Genomic DNA, 15,675 nt, shown 5'->3' on the forward strand with positions numbered 1-15,675 from the left:
GAACAATCGACTTATGCGTTAACTTATTTCGTTGATGAGGGCATCATCCACTTCTTCCACCACCACTGGAACACGATGAGCGCCCAGATCCGGGCATGCACATCCCCGGGGCTGCGGGAGAAAAGCTGGGTTTTCAGGGCGCGGATAGCGTCCACGTCGAACACACCCTGCGCTTCTACGAAAGCGTCTGACAGCAGGTCGTCTTCAATCAGCGGGCGCAGCTCCCCGCGGAACCATTTCAGCAAAGGTACTTCAAAACCATGCTTGGGGCGCTTGTAGAGTTCTTCGGGCAGCATGGGCCGGAAGGCATCCTGCACGATTTTCTTCTTCATGTCCGCATCAATTTTGCTTGCTACGGGCAGGGAGAAGGCAAAGCGCACCACGTTGGGGTCCAGGAAGGGCGGACGGACCTCCAGGGAGTTGGCCATGCTCATCAGGTCTACCTTGGTCAGCATATCGTAGGGCAGCACCATCGTGGTGTCGGTCAGCAGCACCTCGTTCAGGTCACCTTCGGCGTGCAAGCCTTCCAACAGGTCTTTACGACGCTTTTCAGCCGCTTTCTTGCCTATTTTGCGGCGGGAAGCGGCACTCAACAGGCTGCGCGCATCCTTGGCCGAAGCAAAGGAGGCCCAGTCCCAGTACCGGTCTTTGGGGCCGCTGAGCATGCCGCGCGAAAAGCGCTGGAACTGCCGGATCTTGTTGCCAAAGAAAGAGTTGCGCGACTTGGGCAGCACGTCCCACAGCAGGTTCAGGCCCGTCACGGCTTCGGCCTTGAAGCCGCCCTGGCGCACCTGAAACTCGCCCATGTGCTTGTTGTAGCCCGCAAACAGCTCGTCGGCGCCGTCGCCGGACAGGGCTACGGTTACTTTCTCGCGGGTGCGCTTGCTCAAGATGTACACGGCCAGGGCCGAGGAATCGGCGAAGGGCTCATCGATGTAGTTGAGCACATCGAAGATGTGGTCGTACAAATCCTGGTTGGTGAGCGAGAAAACCGTGTGGTTGGTTTTGTAGCGGTCCGCAACCAGCTTGGCATACTTGGTTTCGTCGAAGAACGGCTCGTCGCGGTAGCCGATGCTGAACGTGTTCAGGTGCTGGGTGTGGCGGGAAGCCAGGGCCACAATCACCGAAGAATCAATACCACCGCTCAGAAACGCACCCAGCGGTACGTCGGCCACCAGGCGACGCGCGGTGGCGTCGTCGAGCAGTTCCACCAGCTTGGCCTGCTGCTGCTCGTAGGAGAGCTTATTTTTCTCGGCCTTCTTGGGGTCGTACGGAATCTTGTACCAGCGCTTACGCACCACCTTGCCACCCTGGATGTACATGTAGTGGCCCGGCAAAAGCTTTTTCACTCCTTTAAAGATGGTAGCTGGCCCCGGAATATAGTTGAGCTGCAGATAGTGGCTGAGGGCCACGTAGTCGAGCTTGCGCGGGATACCCAGTGCTAGCAACGACTTCATTTCCGAGGCAAACAGCAGCTTATCTTCGTCGCGGTAGATCAGCAGCGGCTTCTCCCCCATTCGGTCGCGGGCCAGGAACAGGGAGTCTTCCTCCTTGTCGTAAATGGCAAAGTCGAAGAACCCGTTGAGCTTCTTCAGGAAGTTGCGCCCTTCGGAGATATAAAGCTGCAGCACAACCTCCGTATCCGTCTGGGAATGAAAGCGGTGCCCGCGCTTTACCAGCTTCTGGCGCAGCTCACGAAAGTTGAAGATCTCGCCATTGAAGACGATGGTATAGCGGCCCGACTCATCGGTCATCGGCTGGTTGCCGTCGGCCGTCAGGTCCAGGATGGCGAGGCGACGAAAGCCTAAACCGCACTGCTCAAACACGAAATGACCCTGGGAGTCGGGGCCACGGCTGCTGATAGCGTCGGTTGAGGCACGCAGGGAAGCCAGTGCGCTACGGCCGGCCTCAGTGAAAGCGAATACTCCGGAGATTCCACACATAATTGGCGGGCAAAAGTACGAACTATTGGGACTTGAAGCAGAAAATGTACCTGACCGGGCCGTAACAAAAGCCTGGCCAGCTAAGTAAAGTGTGAAGATATTCTCCTCACCCTTGATTTTCCAGCGCCATGAATTTGCAGCAGCAACTCGACCTTCAGCAACAATTTGAAGCCGCCGTATCGCGCGTGGACAGCCTGCCCGGCGATAAAGCCGCCCCGCATATGCATGAGCTCTACGGTCTTTATAAGCAGGCTACCGAAGGTGACCACGACACCAAACGGGATGAAGTAGGCGACGATACGCCCGACAACCCTAATGGCCCGCAAGGCCTCTCGCAGGCTCAGTGGGACGCCTGGAGCAAATTTAAAGGTGTGAGCCAAGATGATGCCCGCCGCCAGTACGTAGAAAAGGTGGAGGAGTTGGCAGGCCCGACAGGCCAATCAGCCAATACCGCCGCGGGAATCGACCAGCCGGCCTCAGCAACTGCCCCCGCACCCGAGCCTAATGAAGCTGGCGCGCCGGGAATAGCCAAAGCACCGTTCGAAAACTTAGGAGGAGCATCGGCCGGTGGTTTGCGGGGTGATATCAACGCGGGCGCGCCGTATGGGGGCGAAGACCTGCTGAAAACCCAGCAATAGGCTCCGACTGCTGCCTAGCAGTTTCCACATGTGCACAAAAGCCCGTTACGTTAAAGACGTACGGGCTTTTGTGTTTCGCCTTATAGCTTGCTTGGCTGCCATACGGCCCGGAAGGTGGCATAGTCCCGGATGTAGTCTTCTTCCTGATAGAGCTCGGAGGCAAACGTGAGCTGTATGGCGGACTCAGCATAGTGCATGGAGTGCCAGCTGCTGGGCGGGATGTACAGCCCCAGGTGCGGACTATCGAGGCGGAAACTCTGCAGCTGCCCATCAGCCTGCTCAGTAACCACCACAATGCGCCCGGCTACGGCCACCAGCACGTGCTCTGACTTGTAATGCGCGTGCCGGCCCCGCACGATTTCCTCGGGCGTATGATACGTCCAGAAAACGCGCCGGGGCACAAACGGCAGCACCTTCCCTTCTTCCGCCACGGAAATGTAGCCGATATCGGGGCTGCCCAGCCGGGGAAATTCTATCAGTTGCGGAGCCAGCATACGCAAGCCGCTCACTTAAAAGATTTTGCCGGGGTTCATGATGCCGTGCGGGTCGAACACCCGCTTAATGCCGCGCATCAAATCCAGCTGCACATCCCCGATGGCAATGCCGATGTAGGGGCGCTGCACCAGCCCAATGCCGTGCTCCCCCGAGATGGTGCCACCCAGCTTTACGCACAGCCGAAAGATTTCCCGGATGGGTTCCCGCAGGCCGTGGTTCCACATGTCGTCGTCCAGCTCGCCGCGGATGATGTTGATGTGCAGGTTACCGTCGCCGGCGTGGCCGTAGCACACGGAGTTGAAGCCGTAGCGGCGCCCGATTTCCTTTACGCCGGCCAGCAGCGTGGGCAGCTCGGCGCGGGGCACCACGGTATCTTCTTCTTTATACACCGAGTTGTAACGCACCGCATTGCCAATGTTGCGGCGAATTTTCCAGAGCTCTTCCTTTTGCCCAGCCGTGTCGGCCAGCAGGATTTCGCCGATGTCGTACTTCTCCAGCACCCCATACACATGCTCGGCTTCCTGATACAGGCGGTCGAGGTCGTTGCCGTCAAGCTCGATCAGCAAGTGGGCCCGGATGTCTTCGGGCAAATTCAGGTCGATGTTGAGGTAGCCAGCCGACCAGACAATGGCTTCGCGCTCCATGAACTCCATCCCCGAGGGCACAATGCCCGCCCGGAAGATTTCGGATACGGCTTCGGCTGCCTGAGCTTCCTGCCGGAAGGGCACCAGCAGGGTAATATCCTGCTGAGGGTGCGGAATCAGCCGGAATACGATGCGCGTGATAATGCCCAGCGTACCCTCCGAGCCAATCATCAGCTGAGTAAGGTTATAGCCAGTAGCATTCTTAAGCGTGTTGGCCCCGGTCCAGATGATGTCGCCGGTGGGCAGCACCACCTGCATGTTTAGCACATAGTCCTTCGTGACACCATATTTCACGGCTTTAGGGCCGCCGCTGCTTTCGCTCAGGTTGCCGCCCAGAAAGCAGCTGCCCTTGCTGGCGGGGTCGGGTGGATACATCAGGCCCCGCTCCCGCACGGCATCCTGAAACACCTGCGTGATAACGCCCGGCTCTACGGTGGCCTGCAGGTTGCGCTCATCTATTTCGATGATGCGGTTTAGCCGCTCCGTGCTCAATACCACTCCGTTATGAATCGGCAGGGCACCACCGCTCAGGCCCGTACCAGCGCCGCGGGGCGTGACGGGAATGCGGTGCTCGTGGCACAGGCGCACAATTTCACTGATCTGCTCGGCGTTTTCGGGCCGGAGCACCACTGCGGGCTCGAAGTGGAAGTCCTCCGTATGGTCGCGGCCATAATCGGCGTAGGCGGAGGCTTCCGTGCGCAGCGCGGTGAGTACGTGGGCTTCGCCAACTACCTGCTCGAAGGCCACGAGCAAGGTGGGAGTGATAGAAGAAAACTCAGACATTTTCTGGTTACGAATGAAGTCGCGTATCTTTGTGCCGATGCGGCACCACTCTGCTAAAGTACAGGTTTCGGCCTACAGCCTACGCTGGCAGTCGATTCTAGTGTGTATTTTTTTAGTTCTGCTGGCCAGCTGCAACACCACGCGCAAAGTAAACTACCGCGACGGGCGCTACCACTCCGCCCGCGAAATGGCCCGCCTGAAGGCTGCCGAGCGCAGCCGCAAAGCTAAAACCGTTACCCGCACCCCCCACCACCCGTAGCAAGGTAGTGGTGAAGCGCCCCAGCTCCCCGGCCACCGTCAGCCGCAATATGGCCACGGTTATTGAAGCAGCCCGCTCCTACCAGGGCACTCCCTATAAGTATGGTGGCACCACGCGCCTGGGAATGGACTGCTCCGGACTGCTCTTTGTCTCCTTTGGGGCTATTGAGGTACAAATTCCCCGATCTTCAAACGAACAGGCCCTATGGGGCGACCCTGTGCGGCCCCAGGATCTGCGCGCCGGAGATTTAGTATTTTTTGGAGCTTCCCCTGGCAGCGGCACGATTACCCACGTGGGTTTGGTAACGGAAGCCTCGGCTGAGAGTGTGCAGTTCATTCACTCCTCTTCCTCGCTCGGCGTAATCGAAAACAGCTTGGAATCCGACTATTACCTGAGTCGTTTTATTAAGGCGGTACGCCCGAAAATCTAATTCTGCCCCGTACCTTTGCAGCCAAATTGGAGACGGCATTAATCTCGCCTTAATGGTAATGATTTAATAACTCTCCACCAAGTACTTCACCGTACTTTTGCCCCCGTTTTCAGAGTACCCTTTTCTTCCACCAATTTTCCCCTGTATGAAAAATTTAGGTTTACGCCACCTCTTTCTACTGCTGCTGACGCTGCTGTCGGCGCACGTGGGATGGAGCCAGGGTACAACCACCGCAGCCATGAACGGTACGATTACCGACAAGGCTGGCGCTGGTTTGCCGGGTGCTACGGTTATTGCCGTGCACACTCCTACCAACACCCAGTACGTGGCTCCTACCAACTCGGAAGGCCGCTTCAACATCCAGAACATGCGTGTGGGTGGTCCTTACACGGTGCGGGTAACCTTCATCGGCTATCAGGAAGCGGCCCGGGAAGGCCTGTTCCTGACGCTGGGCCAAAACCAGCGCCTGGACATCAACCTGAGCGAGCAGACCCAGCAGCTGGCCGGCGTAACGGTGACGGGCCAGCAGGATCTGGTAATTAATTCCGGCCGTACGGGCGCGGCAACGAGCGTACAGCGTGAGCAGATTCAGCGGCTACCTACCCTCAACCGTTCCCTGCAAGACTTCACGCGCTTAACGCCTCAAGCTTCCGGCAACTCAATTGGTGGCACTAACAACCGCTTCAATAACATCACCATTGACGGCGCAGTTAACAACGACGTATTCGGGTTGTCCAACAGCGGTACTCCTGGTGGCCAAGCTGGTACTCAGCCGATTTCCCTGGACGCAATTGACCAGATTCAGGTAAACGTAGCGCCCTACGACGTGAAGCTGGGCAATTTTACGGGCGGTGGCATTAATGCCGTTACTCGTTCCGGTACCAACGATTTATCTGCTTCGATCTACGGTTTTTACCGGGATGAGAATACGACAGGCAAGAGTGTGACGGAGCCTCGCACAAAGGCGGCAGACTTCACCAACTACCAGACTGGTGTTCGTGTAGGTGGCCCCATCATTAAGGATAAGCTGTTCTTCTTTGCCAATGGCGAAATTTCTCGTCGGCGCGAGCCTCTAGCGTTTGTACCTGGCACCTCAGAATCCCTTTTCCGGGTGACAGAGCTGGATACCCTGGCTATGCGGGTTAGAGAAAACTACAACGGATACGATATTGGCAGCTACGGCGCTTTCACCCGCGAAACCAATAGCGACAAAATTTTTGCTCGTCTGGACTGGAACATCAATCCTACCAACCAGCTGACCCTGCGTCATAACTTTGTGCAGGCTTTCGATGATAACCTGTCCCGCAGCTCCAACAATATCCGGTTGGGCAGCAACGCTTATGGGTTCAACAGTACGACCAACAGCACTGTACTTGAACTTAATAGCAAGTTTGGCAGCTTCGGCAACAACCTGATTCTGAGCTACGGCCGTATTCGCGACAACCGTGATGTAGCTGGCCGGATTTTTCCGCAGGCTCAGATCAGCGACAGAGGCCGGACCCTATTTGTGGGCAGTGAGCGTAGCTCGGTAGCCAATGAGTTGGATCAGGACATCTACGAACTGACCGACAACCTCACGCGCACCGTCGGAAAGCACACCTTCACCTTGGGTACGCACAACGAAATATTCAAATTTCGTAACCTGTTTATCAACAACCTGAGTGGCCGCTTTGACTTTGGTTCGATCAAGAACTACCTGAGCGGAGCCCCTAGCCGCGTACGCGCTACTTATTCGCTTGATCCGAACAACCCCTTGCCAGCGGCCGAGTTTACCGCTGCCCAACTGGGTTTCTACGCACAGGACGAATTTAACGTGTTGGATAATCTGCGCCTTACTGCTGGCGTGCGTCTGGATGTGCCCGTATTTGCGGACAAGCCCGGCAACAATGCGCTTGTGGAAACTACCTTCGGCTCAGACTTCCGCACTGACAACACCCCTAATGGCCAATTGCTGTGGGCTCCTCGCTTGGGCTTCAACTGGGATGTCAACAACGATGGCAAAGTTCAGCTGCGCGGTGGATCGGGCATCTTCACGGGTCGCGTGCCGTTCGTATGGATTTCCAACGACTTCATCAACAACGGCCTCACATTAGGCACGATTGACTTACGCAGCAGCGCAACTGCTCCTCTGGCATTCGAAACCGACTATACCAAGCTGAGCACTACGTATGCCAGTGGTGCTGTGAAGACTACGGAAATCAACACCATCGGCAACGATTTCAAGATTCCGCAAGTATGGCGCTCCAACCTGGCTGCTGATTTCAAGCTGCCTGGTGACGTTACCTTCACGCTGGAAGGTATCTACTCCAAGACCCTGAATGATATCTACTACAAGGATATCAACCTGAAGGCCCCGGTAAGCCGCCTGACTGGCGCTGACAGCCGGCCGGTATATTCCAGCACAGACCGTCGGGTGAACCCGAATTTCACTAACGTGCTCCTGCTGGATAACACGAGCAAAGGGTACCGTTACAACGTAACTGGTCAGCTGCAGAAAGTATTTACCAGCGGCTTGAATACTTCCGTAGCCTACACGTACGGCGAATCACGGGATATTAACAGCGGCACTAGCAGCACGGCCCTTTCCAACTGGGAATTCAACCAGATCTACGCTGATCCTAACGACCCAACGCTCTCCTACTCGACGTTTGATTTGCGCCATCGTGTACTGGCTACGGGTGGTTACACTTTCAAATACGCCGCCGAAAAACTTTCCACCACTATTTCAGTGGTATACGAAGGTCAATCGGGTCGCCCCTTCACCTACCTCTACGGACAGTTGGGACGGGATTTGAACAACGACGGCGCATTCTCTAACGACCTGTTTTATATTCCCCGCAACGCCAGCGAAATTTCCTTAGTACCCGGCGCGGGCACTAGTGACACGCGTACCCCAGCCCAAATCTGGGCCGACCTGGACTACTTCATTACCCAGGACGATTACCTGAACAGCCACCGCGGAGAATATGCCGAGCGCAACGGTGCTCGCACGCCTTGGACTCACCAGTTTGATCTACGAATTGCCCAAAATTTCAATTTCCTGGCTGGTGGTAAGAAGAACTCGCTCGAGCTTTCGCTGGATATCATCAATGCAGGTAACCTGCTCAGCAAAGAGTGGGGCCGTCAGTACTTCGTGAACAACAACGCGTATGAGCTACTTAAGGTGGAGAACGTAGATGCTTCAGGGCGTCCTACCTTCTCTTTCCCAAATGCTTTTTCACCTATCACGGGCAAAGCATACGATGTTAGTGCCTTTGCCTCGCGCTGGCAGGGTCAGTTCGGCGTACGCTATAGCTTCAACTAAGCCAACGGTTTAGTTCTTCTGAAAGAAGGCGGGAAATATTTCCCGCCTTCTTTTTTTAAAAAAATACGTGTACGGCTTGCAGATTCCGTTTTCGGCTGTACTTTTGTCCCACCAAACGCAACCGGCGAATGGACTTATCCGGGGGATTAGCTCAGCTGGCTAGAGCGCTTGCATGGCATGCAAGAGGTCATCGGTTCGACTCCGATATTCTCCACACCCCGAAAAAAGCCTGACCTCACTGTCAGGCTTTTTTGTTTTCCGTTGCCTGCGGTCAACCATTTAGCCTACATTAGCCCCGCACTTTTTGCTGGCAGCCTTATGGAACTCCGCTACGTGGCGTACGCCCTCATGGGCCTGGTCATCCTGATCCACCTCTACATTGTGTGGCTGGAAATGTTTGCCTGGACAACGCGCGGGCCGAAGGTCTTCCGCTCGGTGCCCGCAAGCCTCTTCCCTCCTACCAAAGCTATGGCGGCCAACCAGGGACTCTACAATGGTTTCCTGGCAGCCGGACTCATCTGGGCGTTGATTATTACCGATCTGCACTGGCAGCGCAACGTAGCCTTCTTTTTTCTGGGTTGCGTGATGGTGGCCGGCCTGTACGGAGCCGCTACAGCTAGTCGCCGCATCCTGTGGGTGCAAACGGTGCCGGCTTTGCTGGCGGGGGCCGTGCTGTGGCTTTCGGCTTAAGGAGCTTTTATACAGCAACAGGACACCCCGTTGCGGCCGCCTGAGCAGCTGCAACGGGGTGTCCTGTTGATAAAAACGTCTACTGGAAGAGGCCTGACAGCTATACAAACAAGCCGTCGACTGACAGATACCGCTCCCCGGTATCGTAGCAGAAGGTGAGCACGCGGCTGCCCTGGGGCATATCGGGCAACTTTTTGGCCACGGCCGCCAAGGAAGCGCCGGAGGAAACACCCACAAACATACCTTCCTCACGGGCGGCCCGGCGCGTCATATCAAAGGCTTCCTGCTGGCTGATCTGGATAGTGCCGTCGAGGACTTCGGTGTGCAGGTTGGCCGGAATGAAGCCCGCGCCGATACCCTGAATCGGGTGCGGGCCGGGGGCGCCGCCGCTAATGACGGGTGAAAGCTCGGGCTCCACGGCAAACGTCTGCATACCGGGGAAATGGGGTTTGAGTACCTCCGTTACAGCAGTGATGTGGCCGCCGGTACCCACGCCGGTAATGTGAAAGTCGAAGCCCTCGGGGGCATCACGCAGGATTTCCTGGGCCGTGGTTTCGGCGTGCACCTTGAGGTTGGCGGGGTTTTCGAACTGCATAGGGAGCCAAGCGCCGGGCGTGTCGCGCACGATTTCATGGGCTTTCTCGATGGCGCCCTTCATGCCTTTCTCGCGGGGCGTCAGTTCCAGGTTGGCACCGTAGGCGGCCATCAGGCGGCGGCGCTCAATGCTCATGCTCTCGGGCATCACCAGCGTAATCTTGTAGCCTTTTACCGCAGCCACCATTGCCAGTCCCACACCAGTGTTGCCGGAGGTAGGTTCCACAATTAGCGAGTCGGGTGTGAGGATACCGTCGCGCTCGGCCTGCTCAATCATGCTCAGGGCAATCCGGTCTTTGATGCTGCCGCCGGGGTTGGCGCGCTCCAGCTTCACCCACACTTCCACATCGGGGCGGTGCGCAAACAGGCGGTTGAGGCGGAGCAGCGGCGTATTGCCGATGGTGTCGAGAATGGAGTTGGCTTTCATGCGCGGGCTCGTTGAGTTGTGGTATGATTGAACGATTTTCGGGTTGAATAGCTAAATGGCTGACTGCCTCATCAGAAAGTCAGCCCATCAACCATTCAGCCATCGAACCATTTAAATTGAAAAAGTGAGGTCGGCGTTGGGGTCTTCGTTGCGGGTGACGTGAATCTGGGCGCGGTGGTAGACGCGGGAGTGCGAAGGCACACTTTCCGTCAGCCAGACGTTGCCGCCAATGATGCTGTGGCTGCCCACCACCGTGCTGCCGCCTAAAATAGTGGCCCCGGCGTAAATCACCGCGTAATCCTCGATGGTGGGGTGCCGCTTGATGCCCTGCAGATGCTTGCCCACGCTGAGTGCCCCGAGCGTGACGCCCTGAAACACCTTTACATGCGCCCCAATCACGGCCGTTTCGCCAATGACGATGCCCGTGCCGTGGTCGATGCAGAACGATGCGCCGATGCGGGCACCGGGGTGAATATCGATGCCGGTGCGGGCATGTGCGTACTCACTGATGATACGCGGCAGCTGCGGCACCCGGAGCTGGTATAGGGCGTGGGCCAGGCGGTGCAGCGCAATGGCATAAAAACCCGGATACGTGCGAATCACCTCGGGAAGTCCATGCGCGGCGGGGTCGGCGGCGGCAATGGCGGCGGCATCGGCCAGCAGCTGTTCGCGCAGCAGCGGCAGCCCGGCAAAGAACTGAGCCGCAATTTCGGCCGGGGTAGCGGGCAGCGGCAGGGCAACCAGCAGCACCCGCATGTCGGCCTCCAGTTGGAGCAGCGTGGCCGCTACGGCGTCTTCCGTTACGAAAGGCCGCTCCGCCCGGTCCGGAAACAGCAGCCCCAGCAGCTGCTCGCTCAGCCGGTACCAGGCAGCTCCCGGTAGTGGCGCGGTGGCGTGCTGATGCGCATGCGTGAGGGTATGGACGAAGGCGGCAACGGGCGAAGAAGATGACACAAGCAGAACCGAAGATGCGAAAGGCTAAACATACGCAGCCATTTGACATCAACCAGCACCCCATCCGAAGGTTTCTCCGAAACCAAACCCGGCTCCCGGGGCACAACCGCGGGACGGCGGCCTGCGTTAGCCCTCAGAGGTTTATTGATTTCTCTTTTTTACTTGCTTCTGCCATGGCTGATACCACCATCACCAAGATTGATTCGAAACACTCGCCGCGCGGGGCTGAGGGCGAAAAGTACCTGGCTTCGGGAATTCACGTGGCTATGCGCCTCTGGGAAAACGAGCAGCCTGCCGACGCCAAAGAGCCCAGCGCCCGTCCCTACGAAACCGTGGGCTACGTGATTAAGGGCCGCGCGGAGCTGCACATTGAAGGTCAGATGGTACTGCTGGAGCCCGGCAACTCCTGGGTTGTGCCCAAAGGCTCGTCGCACACCTACCGCATTCTGGAAGCCTTTACCGCCGTAGAAGCTACCTCTCCGCCCGCCCAGGTTCACGGCCGCGACGAAGAGTAATTATTCGTTTTTAGTGGTTCGGTTCTAGTTGTTCATTGTCAGGTTTCTAGCACAAAAGACCTAACAATGAACAACTAGAAACGAGCCACCAAGTATCTTATCGAAGCTGCACTACCAGCCGCACCCCCGTAGCATCCTGGTATTGCCAGGGCGAGGCCGAAACGTGGCCGATACGCTTGCCCAAGTTGGGCTGGCGCCCCCAGCGGTTGCGGTGGGTAAGGTAGCCTAGGTGCGCCGACAGAATGCCCAGGCCAGCCCCGGCCACCACGTCGCTTTGCCAATGGCGGTTGTTGAGCATCCGTAAGGCGGCTACGCTTGTGGCAATAGTATAGGCTCCTACCCCATACCACTGGCTTTTGTCGCGAAACTCGGTGTGCACGATACTGGCCGCCAGAAAGGCCTGCGCCGTGTGGCCCGATGGAAACGACTGGCGGTTGGAGCCATCAGGGCGCTGCACGCCGGTGGTGTACTTCAGTGCCATCACGGCCCCCGCAAATATCAGTTCCGACTTTACAATCACCAGCGCTATGTTCAGCCGGTCGTTGCGCGACTCTACACCGGCCAATGTGGCTATGGCCAGTTCCGCGTAAGGCGCCAGAATCAGGTAGTCATCGGCCTTGGTGTGAAAATTGGGGAAAGCGCGCTGGATGTCGCGCCGGGCATCGTAACTGCTATACAGGCCATTGCCGTTGATGGTGGACGCCCCGTAGCCGATAAGCAGCACCGGAATGGCGGTGGCCTTGACCAGCTTGTGCTGGTACCAGCGCGGCCGGACCGGAGCCGGGGCTTCGTACTTATGGGCTGTATCGGCTGGCACAGCAGGAGCCGACTGCGCCAGCACGGGCGAGGCACCGGCAAACGTCAGCCACAGAAATAGGAGCCACGCGGGCCGTTGACGAAAAAGCATCTGTAAAGCTCGTTAAGGCAGTAATTCAATCCGGTCTATCCGGTCCCCGATTTCCAGCTGGCTCAGCACGTCCATCCCCTGCTCTACCTGCGCGAAGATGGTATAGCGCCCATCCAAGTGGGGCGTAGGCGCGTGGGTGATAAACCACTGGCAGCTTTCCGTATCCTTGCCGGCCGAGGCCAGACCTACTGCGCCTTCCACGTAGCGCAGATCGGCAAACTCGGAGCGCAGGTTGTAGTCGGAGCTGCCCCACCCGTCGCCGCGCGGGCAGCCACCCTGGGCCACGAAGTTGGGCACCACGCGGTGAAAGTTTTTCTTTTCGTAGAAGCCCTGCCGCACCAGCTCCACAAAGCTGGCCACCGAGCCGGGTGCCTGCTCCACCAGCAGCGTGAAGGTGATGGGGCCGCGCCCGGTATGCACAATAGCTTTCTGCCCAATTGGAATACGCTGCACCACGTCCCAGTTGATAGGGTGCGTGGCGGCAGCGGCTACGGGCTGAGGCGTGGCGGGCTTGTTTTGCAGATAGTCAATGGTCAGCTGTAACGACTGCCAGGCTTCCAGGTCGCGGGGCAGGGTGAGGCGGCTGCGGGCCTGGGTCAGAAACTCCACGGACGGAAACTGGGAACGTAAGCCCAGCTTCGGGTCCCGGATGGCTTCAGCGGCCGTACCCATGATGGCCAGGTCGCCGCTACTCACCCCGCGTTGCAGGGTGCGCGCAAAGGCGGCGTGCTGGGCGCTCGGGAAGTCCTTTTGCTGCCGCATTGCCACCAACGCTTCCATACCGTACGTCCCGATTACGACCGGCTGGTTGGACGCAAACGTGGCCTCTTCCACCCATTTATAGGCCTTAGGGTCTTCGCTCAAAGCCTTCAGCAGGTAGCCCTTTTCGTAGGGGCTCGTTGCCGTGGCGTAGCGCTGCATAATGGCCTGCCGGATGGTGTCGCGGGCCGGGCCGCCGTTTTTGAGCGCGGCCCCCAACAGCGTAGCCCGGGCGCGCCATTCCGTGAGCTTGTTGGCTTTCGTCAGAAACAGCTCCCCGGGCTCCTTGCTGGCATGGTTGAGGAAAAACTCGGCGGCCGTGAGGGCAACCTGCGCATTGGCATCGGTGAGAGCAGCCCAGGCAGCTTCCTTTACCGGCGCGTACATCCCCGCACTCATGGCCCGGATGGCACTCAGGCGCACCCGGTAATCAGTGTCGCGGCGGGCGAGGCCGGCCAGCGTGGCGGGCACGGCAGCGTCGGCCGATTTGCCCAGGGCTACGGCACAGGCAGCCCGCACGGCGTAGTCCGGGTCGGTTTGAGCGGCGCGGGTAAGCTGGGGCGTGTAGGGCGTCAGGTTGAGGTTGCGGATGCGCGACAAGGTGCTGGCCGCCGCCAGCCGGGCGCGGTAGGGCACCGGCAGTGGCAACAACTGCACTGCCCGCGCCACCGCCGCTTCGGAGGTGATACCGCGCAGGGCGGCGCGGTACAGGCCCCAGGCCTGCCCTACCTGGGCACTGGTGTCGGTGGCCAGCGCGGCGGGCAGCCGTACCAGATCGGCCAGGGAGGCGCGGGTGGCGCAGCGGCCCATAGCTTCCAGCACGTAGCGGCGCACGGCCCGGTCGGGCTCAGCGGTGAGCTGGGTTAGCAGCGCCTGTTGGGTAGCGGCGGCGGTGTCGGCTGTCTGACCCAGGGCAAACGCGGCGGCGCGGCGTACGTCGGCCTCGGCATCGGAGGCAAGCAGGCGCGTGAGGGCAGCCACGGCCGCGCGGTCCTGCACCGAGGCAAAGGCCAGGGCAGCCTCGCGGCGGTACCGGGGCTCGGGGCGGCTCAGGTAAGGCAGCAAGGCCGTGGTATTGCGCTCATCCTGGGCCGTGGCAATCTGGCGCAGCGTGGCGTCGGCAAACTTATTGGGGGCGCTGGCGACGGGCGTAACAGCGGTGGTGGCCACCGGCCGGGTGGCGCAGCCGGTGGCCGCCAGCAGGATGCTCAGGGCCAGCGGCAGCCCAACGCGGGAAATCGGGAGACAATGCATATCGGGCCAAAATAGCCAAAATCCGGGGAGGGGCCGCTACGGTCGGGTTCCGGCCTGGTTTTGGCACCGGCCCAAAAACCCTGACCTTTGCCCCGTACCTTATTCTTTGCCTTATGCCTGCTTTCTCCCTCCGCCTGCTGTTGCCGGCTGCTGCTTTGCTGTTTGCTTCGGCCTGCACGGCCCCGCGCGCCGTCACCAACTCGGGCAAAGTCACGCCCCATGGCCAGTTTAAAGTAGGTGGCGACATGGTGTTCAACATTGGTACCCGCACGCTGGGCGAGCTGACCGGAGCCGTGAAAGACGAGGTTGCCGCCGCCGCCGGGAAGGATACCGTCAACTACAGCCAGCGCTTCACCCGCATTCAGACGGCGGCCATTGCCTACGTCCTCGACCCGCTGCAGCCCAGCACCGCGCTGTACGTGCGTTACGGCGCCCTGCCCCGGGTGGATGTCGGCTATAAGTATGCCTTTGGGGCCCACGCCTTCGATGCCATGTACCAGTTTCTGGGCTCTACCGGTACCCCAGAAAACCCGCAGGGCCAGGCCGGCGAAACCTACGGCAGCATCGGGCTGCAGTTTGCCACCCAGCGGGCCAAGCTGCCCAGCATCCCATTTCTCGACAACGTGTCGGACCTGCTCAACTTCCGCGCTACCCGCCGCGACCTGATGGTGCCGCTCATCTTCAGTACTTCCCTGGGAAGAGAAGAGGAAATCGGGGCCGTATCCTACGGGGTGGTATACAACCACACGTTTATCAAGTATGGCTTCGAGCCCACTAAAGTATATCTGCCGGGCACTAACGATAAAGTCAGCGGGCTGACGGCTAAAAACAACTTTGCTTCGTTCGGGGCCTTCGTCAACGGCAAGTTTGGCTTCCGCTACGCGTATATTCTGCCGGCTCTGGCGCTGTACTACCAGAACTACGGCACGTACCAGCTCCTGAACAACACCAGCACCAAACTCAAGGGCGTCACCATTATTCCCTCGCTGGGCGTGCAGTTTCGTATTCCAACGGGCTCCGGCCGGTAGCCTTTTTGACCTGAGTGGATAACCCACCCCCGGCAGGCAGCTGCGGGTGGG

General features: G+C 58.9%; 14 protein-coding genes and 1 tRNA gene. 8 read left to right on the forward strand and 7 right to left on the reverse strand.

What is annotated here, in order from left to right; all coding sequences use genetic code 11:
- Positions 1–23: 23 nt before the first annotated feature.
- Entirely contained in the window at positions 24–1,943 is a 1,920-nt protein-coding gene (gene asnB, locus LRS06_RS04590; protein WP_257870401.1) for an asparagine synthase (glutamine-hydrolyzing), read from the reverse strand.
- A gap of 128 nt (positions 1,944–2,071) precedes the next feature.
- Between asnB and LRS06_RS04595 the strand changes: the two genes are divergently transcribed.
- Positions 2,072–2,581, forward strand: a complete 510-nt coding sequence (locus LRS06_RS04595; protein ID WP_257870402.1) for an acyl-CoA-binding protein — start codon at positions 2,072–2,074, stop codon at positions 2,579–2,581.
- A gap of 80 nt (positions 2,582–2,661) precedes the next feature.
- On the opposite strand, the gene LRS06_RS04600 is transcribed toward LRS06_RS04595, so the two are convergent.
- On the reverse strand, positions 2,662–3,075 hold the full coding sequence (locus tag LRS06_RS04600) for an FdtA/QdtA family cupin domain-containing protein (RefSeq protein WP_257870403.1): 414 nt from the start codon (positions 3,073–3,075) through the stop codon (positions 2,662–2,664).
- A 15-nt stretch (positions 3,076–3,090) separates the two neighbouring features.
- Positions 3,091–4,503 (reverse strand): FAD-binding oxidoreductase, encoded by a 1,413-nt coding sequence (locus LRS06_RS04605; protein WP_257870404.1) that lies wholly within the window; start codon positions 4,501–4,503, stop codon positions 3,091–3,093.
- Between the two features lie 13 nt (positions 4,504–4,516).
- Here LRS06_RS04605 and LRS06_RS04610 point away from each other — a divergent pair, with 13 nt between their 5' ends.
- The 5 genes from LRS06_RS04610 (at position 4,517) to LRS06_RS04630 (ending at position 9,186) form a co-directional block, all read left to right on the forward strand.
- Positions 4,517–4,762: a hypothetical protein gene (locus LRS06_RS04610; RefSeq protein ID WP_257870405.1), complete on the forward strand. Its 246-nt coding sequence runs from the start codon at positions 4,517–4,519 to the stop codon at positions 4,760–4,762.
- A gap of 7 nt (positions 4,763–4,769) precedes the next feature.
- Positions 4,770–5,192, forward strand: a complete 423-nt coding sequence (locus LRS06_RS04615) for a C40 family peptidase (protein ID WP_257870406.1) — start codon at positions 4,770–4,772, stop codon at positions 5,190–5,192.
- Positions 5,193–5,337: 145 nt separating this feature from the next.
- The gene (locus tag LRS06_RS04620) at positions 5,338–8,496 is read left to right on the forward strand and encodes a TonB-dependent receptor (RefSeq protein ID WP_257870407.1); all 3,159 of its coding nucleotides are present in this window, start codon (positions 5,338–5,340) and stop codon (positions 8,494–8,496) included.
- A gap of 140 nt (positions 8,497–8,636) precedes the next feature.
- Positions 8,637–8,710: transfer RNA gene (locus tag LRS06_RS04625), tRNA-Ala, on the forward strand.
- Positions 8,711–8,814: 104 nt separating this feature from the next.
- A complete protein-coding gene (locus LRS06_RS04630; RefSeq protein ID WP_257870408.1) occupies positions 8,815–9,186 on the forward strand; it encodes a DUF1304 domain-containing protein in 372 nt (123 codons plus the stop codon).
- A 100-nt stretch (positions 9,187–9,286) separates the two neighbouring features.
- Here the strand turns inward: LRS06_RS04630 and cysK are convergent, their stop codons facing one another.
- Both cysK and LRS06_RS04640 read right to left on the reverse strand, forming a co-directional pair.
- Positions 9,287–10,207, reverse strand: coding sequence for a cysteine synthase A (gene cysK / locus LRS06_RS04635; protein WP_257870409.1), 921 nt, complete (start codon positions 10,205–10,207; stop codon positions 9,287–9,289).
- 111 nt (positions 10,208–10,318) lie between these two features.
- Positions 10,319–11,161: a serine O-acetyltransferase gene (locus LRS06_RS04640; protein WP_257870410.1), complete on the reverse strand. Its 843-nt coding sequence runs from the start codon at positions 11,159–11,161 to the stop codon at positions 10,319–10,321.
- A 173-nt stretch (positions 11,162–11,334) separates the two neighbouring features.
- Here LRS06_RS04640 and LRS06_RS04645 point away from each other — a divergent pair, with 173 nt between their 5' ends.
- Positions 11,335–11,676, forward strand: coding sequence for a cupin domain-containing protein (locus LRS06_RS04645; protein WP_257870411.1), 342 nt, complete (start codon positions 11,335–11,337; stop codon positions 11,674–11,676).
- Between the two features lie 97 nt (positions 11,677–11,773).
- On the opposite strand, the gene LRS06_RS04650 is transcribed toward LRS06_RS04645, so the two are convergent.
- Positions 11,774–12,583: a phosphatase PAP2 family protein gene (locus LRS06_RS04650; protein WP_257870412.1), complete on the reverse strand. Its 810-nt coding sequence runs from the start codon at positions 12,581–12,583 to the stop codon at positions 11,774–11,776.
- Between the two features lie 12 nt (positions 12,584–12,595).
- Complete coding sequence (locus tag LRS06_RS04655) at positions 12,596–14,596, reverse strand: peptidylprolyl isomerase (RefSeq protein WP_257870413.1); 2,001 nt, start codon at positions 14,594–14,596, stop codon at positions 12,596–12,598.
- A 113-nt stretch (positions 14,597–14,709) separates the two neighbouring features.
- On the opposite strand from LRS06_RS04655, the gene LRS06_RS04660 reads away from it, so the two are divergent.
- Positions 14,710–15,624, forward strand: a complete 915-nt coding sequence (locus LRS06_RS04660) for a hypothetical protein (RefSeq protein ID WP_257870414.1) — start codon at positions 14,710–14,712, stop codon at positions 15,622–15,624.
- The last annotated feature ends 51 nt before the right edge of the window (positions 15,625–15,675 follow it).

Source organism: Hymenobacter sp. J193, from assembly GCF_024700075.1.
GTDB lineage: Bacteria > Bacteroidota > Bacteroidia > Cytophagales > Hymenobacteraceae > Hymenobacter.

Bases quoted from the DNA above. Each gene is read 5' to 3' on its own strand.
- asnB (WP_257870401.1), bottom strand. From the start codon at position 1,943: ATGTGTGGAATCTCCGGAGTATTCGCTTTCACTGAGGCCGGCCGTAGC.
- LRS06_RS04595 (WP_257870402.1), top strand. From the start codon at position 2,072: ATGAATTTGCAGCAGCAACTCGACCTTCAGCAACAATTTGAAGCCGCC.
- LRS06_RS04600 (WP_257870403.1), bottom strand. From the start codon at position 3,075: ATGCTGGCTCCGCAACTGATAGAATTTCCCCGGCTGGGCAGCCCCGAT.
- LRS06_RS04605 (WP_257870404.1), bottom strand. From the start codon at position 4,503: ATGTCTGAGTTTTCTTCTATCACTCCCACCTTGCTCGTGGCCTTCGAG.
- LRS06_RS04610 (WP_257870405.1), top strand. From the start codon at position 4,517: ATGAAGTCGCGTATCTTTGTGCCGATGCGGCACCACTCTGCTAAAGTA.
- LRS06_RS04620 (WP_257870407.1), top strand. From the start codon at position 5,338: ATGAAAAATTTAGGTTTACGCCACCTCTTTCTACTGCTGCTGACGCTG.
- LRS06_RS04630 (WP_257870408.1), top strand. From the start codon at position 8,815: ATGGAACTCCGCTACGTGGCGTACGCCCTCATGGGCCTGGTCATCCTG.
- cysK (WP_257870409.1), bottom strand. From the start codon at position 10,207: ATGAAAGCCAACTCCATTCTCGACACCATCGGCAATACGCCGCTGCTC.
- LRS06_RS04645 (WP_257870411.1), top strand. From the start codon at position 11,335: ATGGCTGATACCACCATCACCAAGATTGATTCGAAACACTCGCCGCGC.
- LRS06_RS04650 (WP_257870412.1), bottom strand. From the start codon at position 12,583: ATGCTTTTTCGTCAACGGCCCGCGTGGCTCCTATTTCTGTGGCTGACG.
- LRS06_RS04655 (WP_257870413.1), bottom strand. From the start codon at position 14,596: ATGCATTGTCTCCCGATTTCCCGCGTTGGGCTGCCGCTGGCCCTGAGC.
- LRS06_RS04660 (WP_257870414.1), top strand. From the start codon at position 14,710: ATGCCTGCTTTCTCCCTCCGCCTGCTGTTGCCGGCTGCTGCTTTGCTG.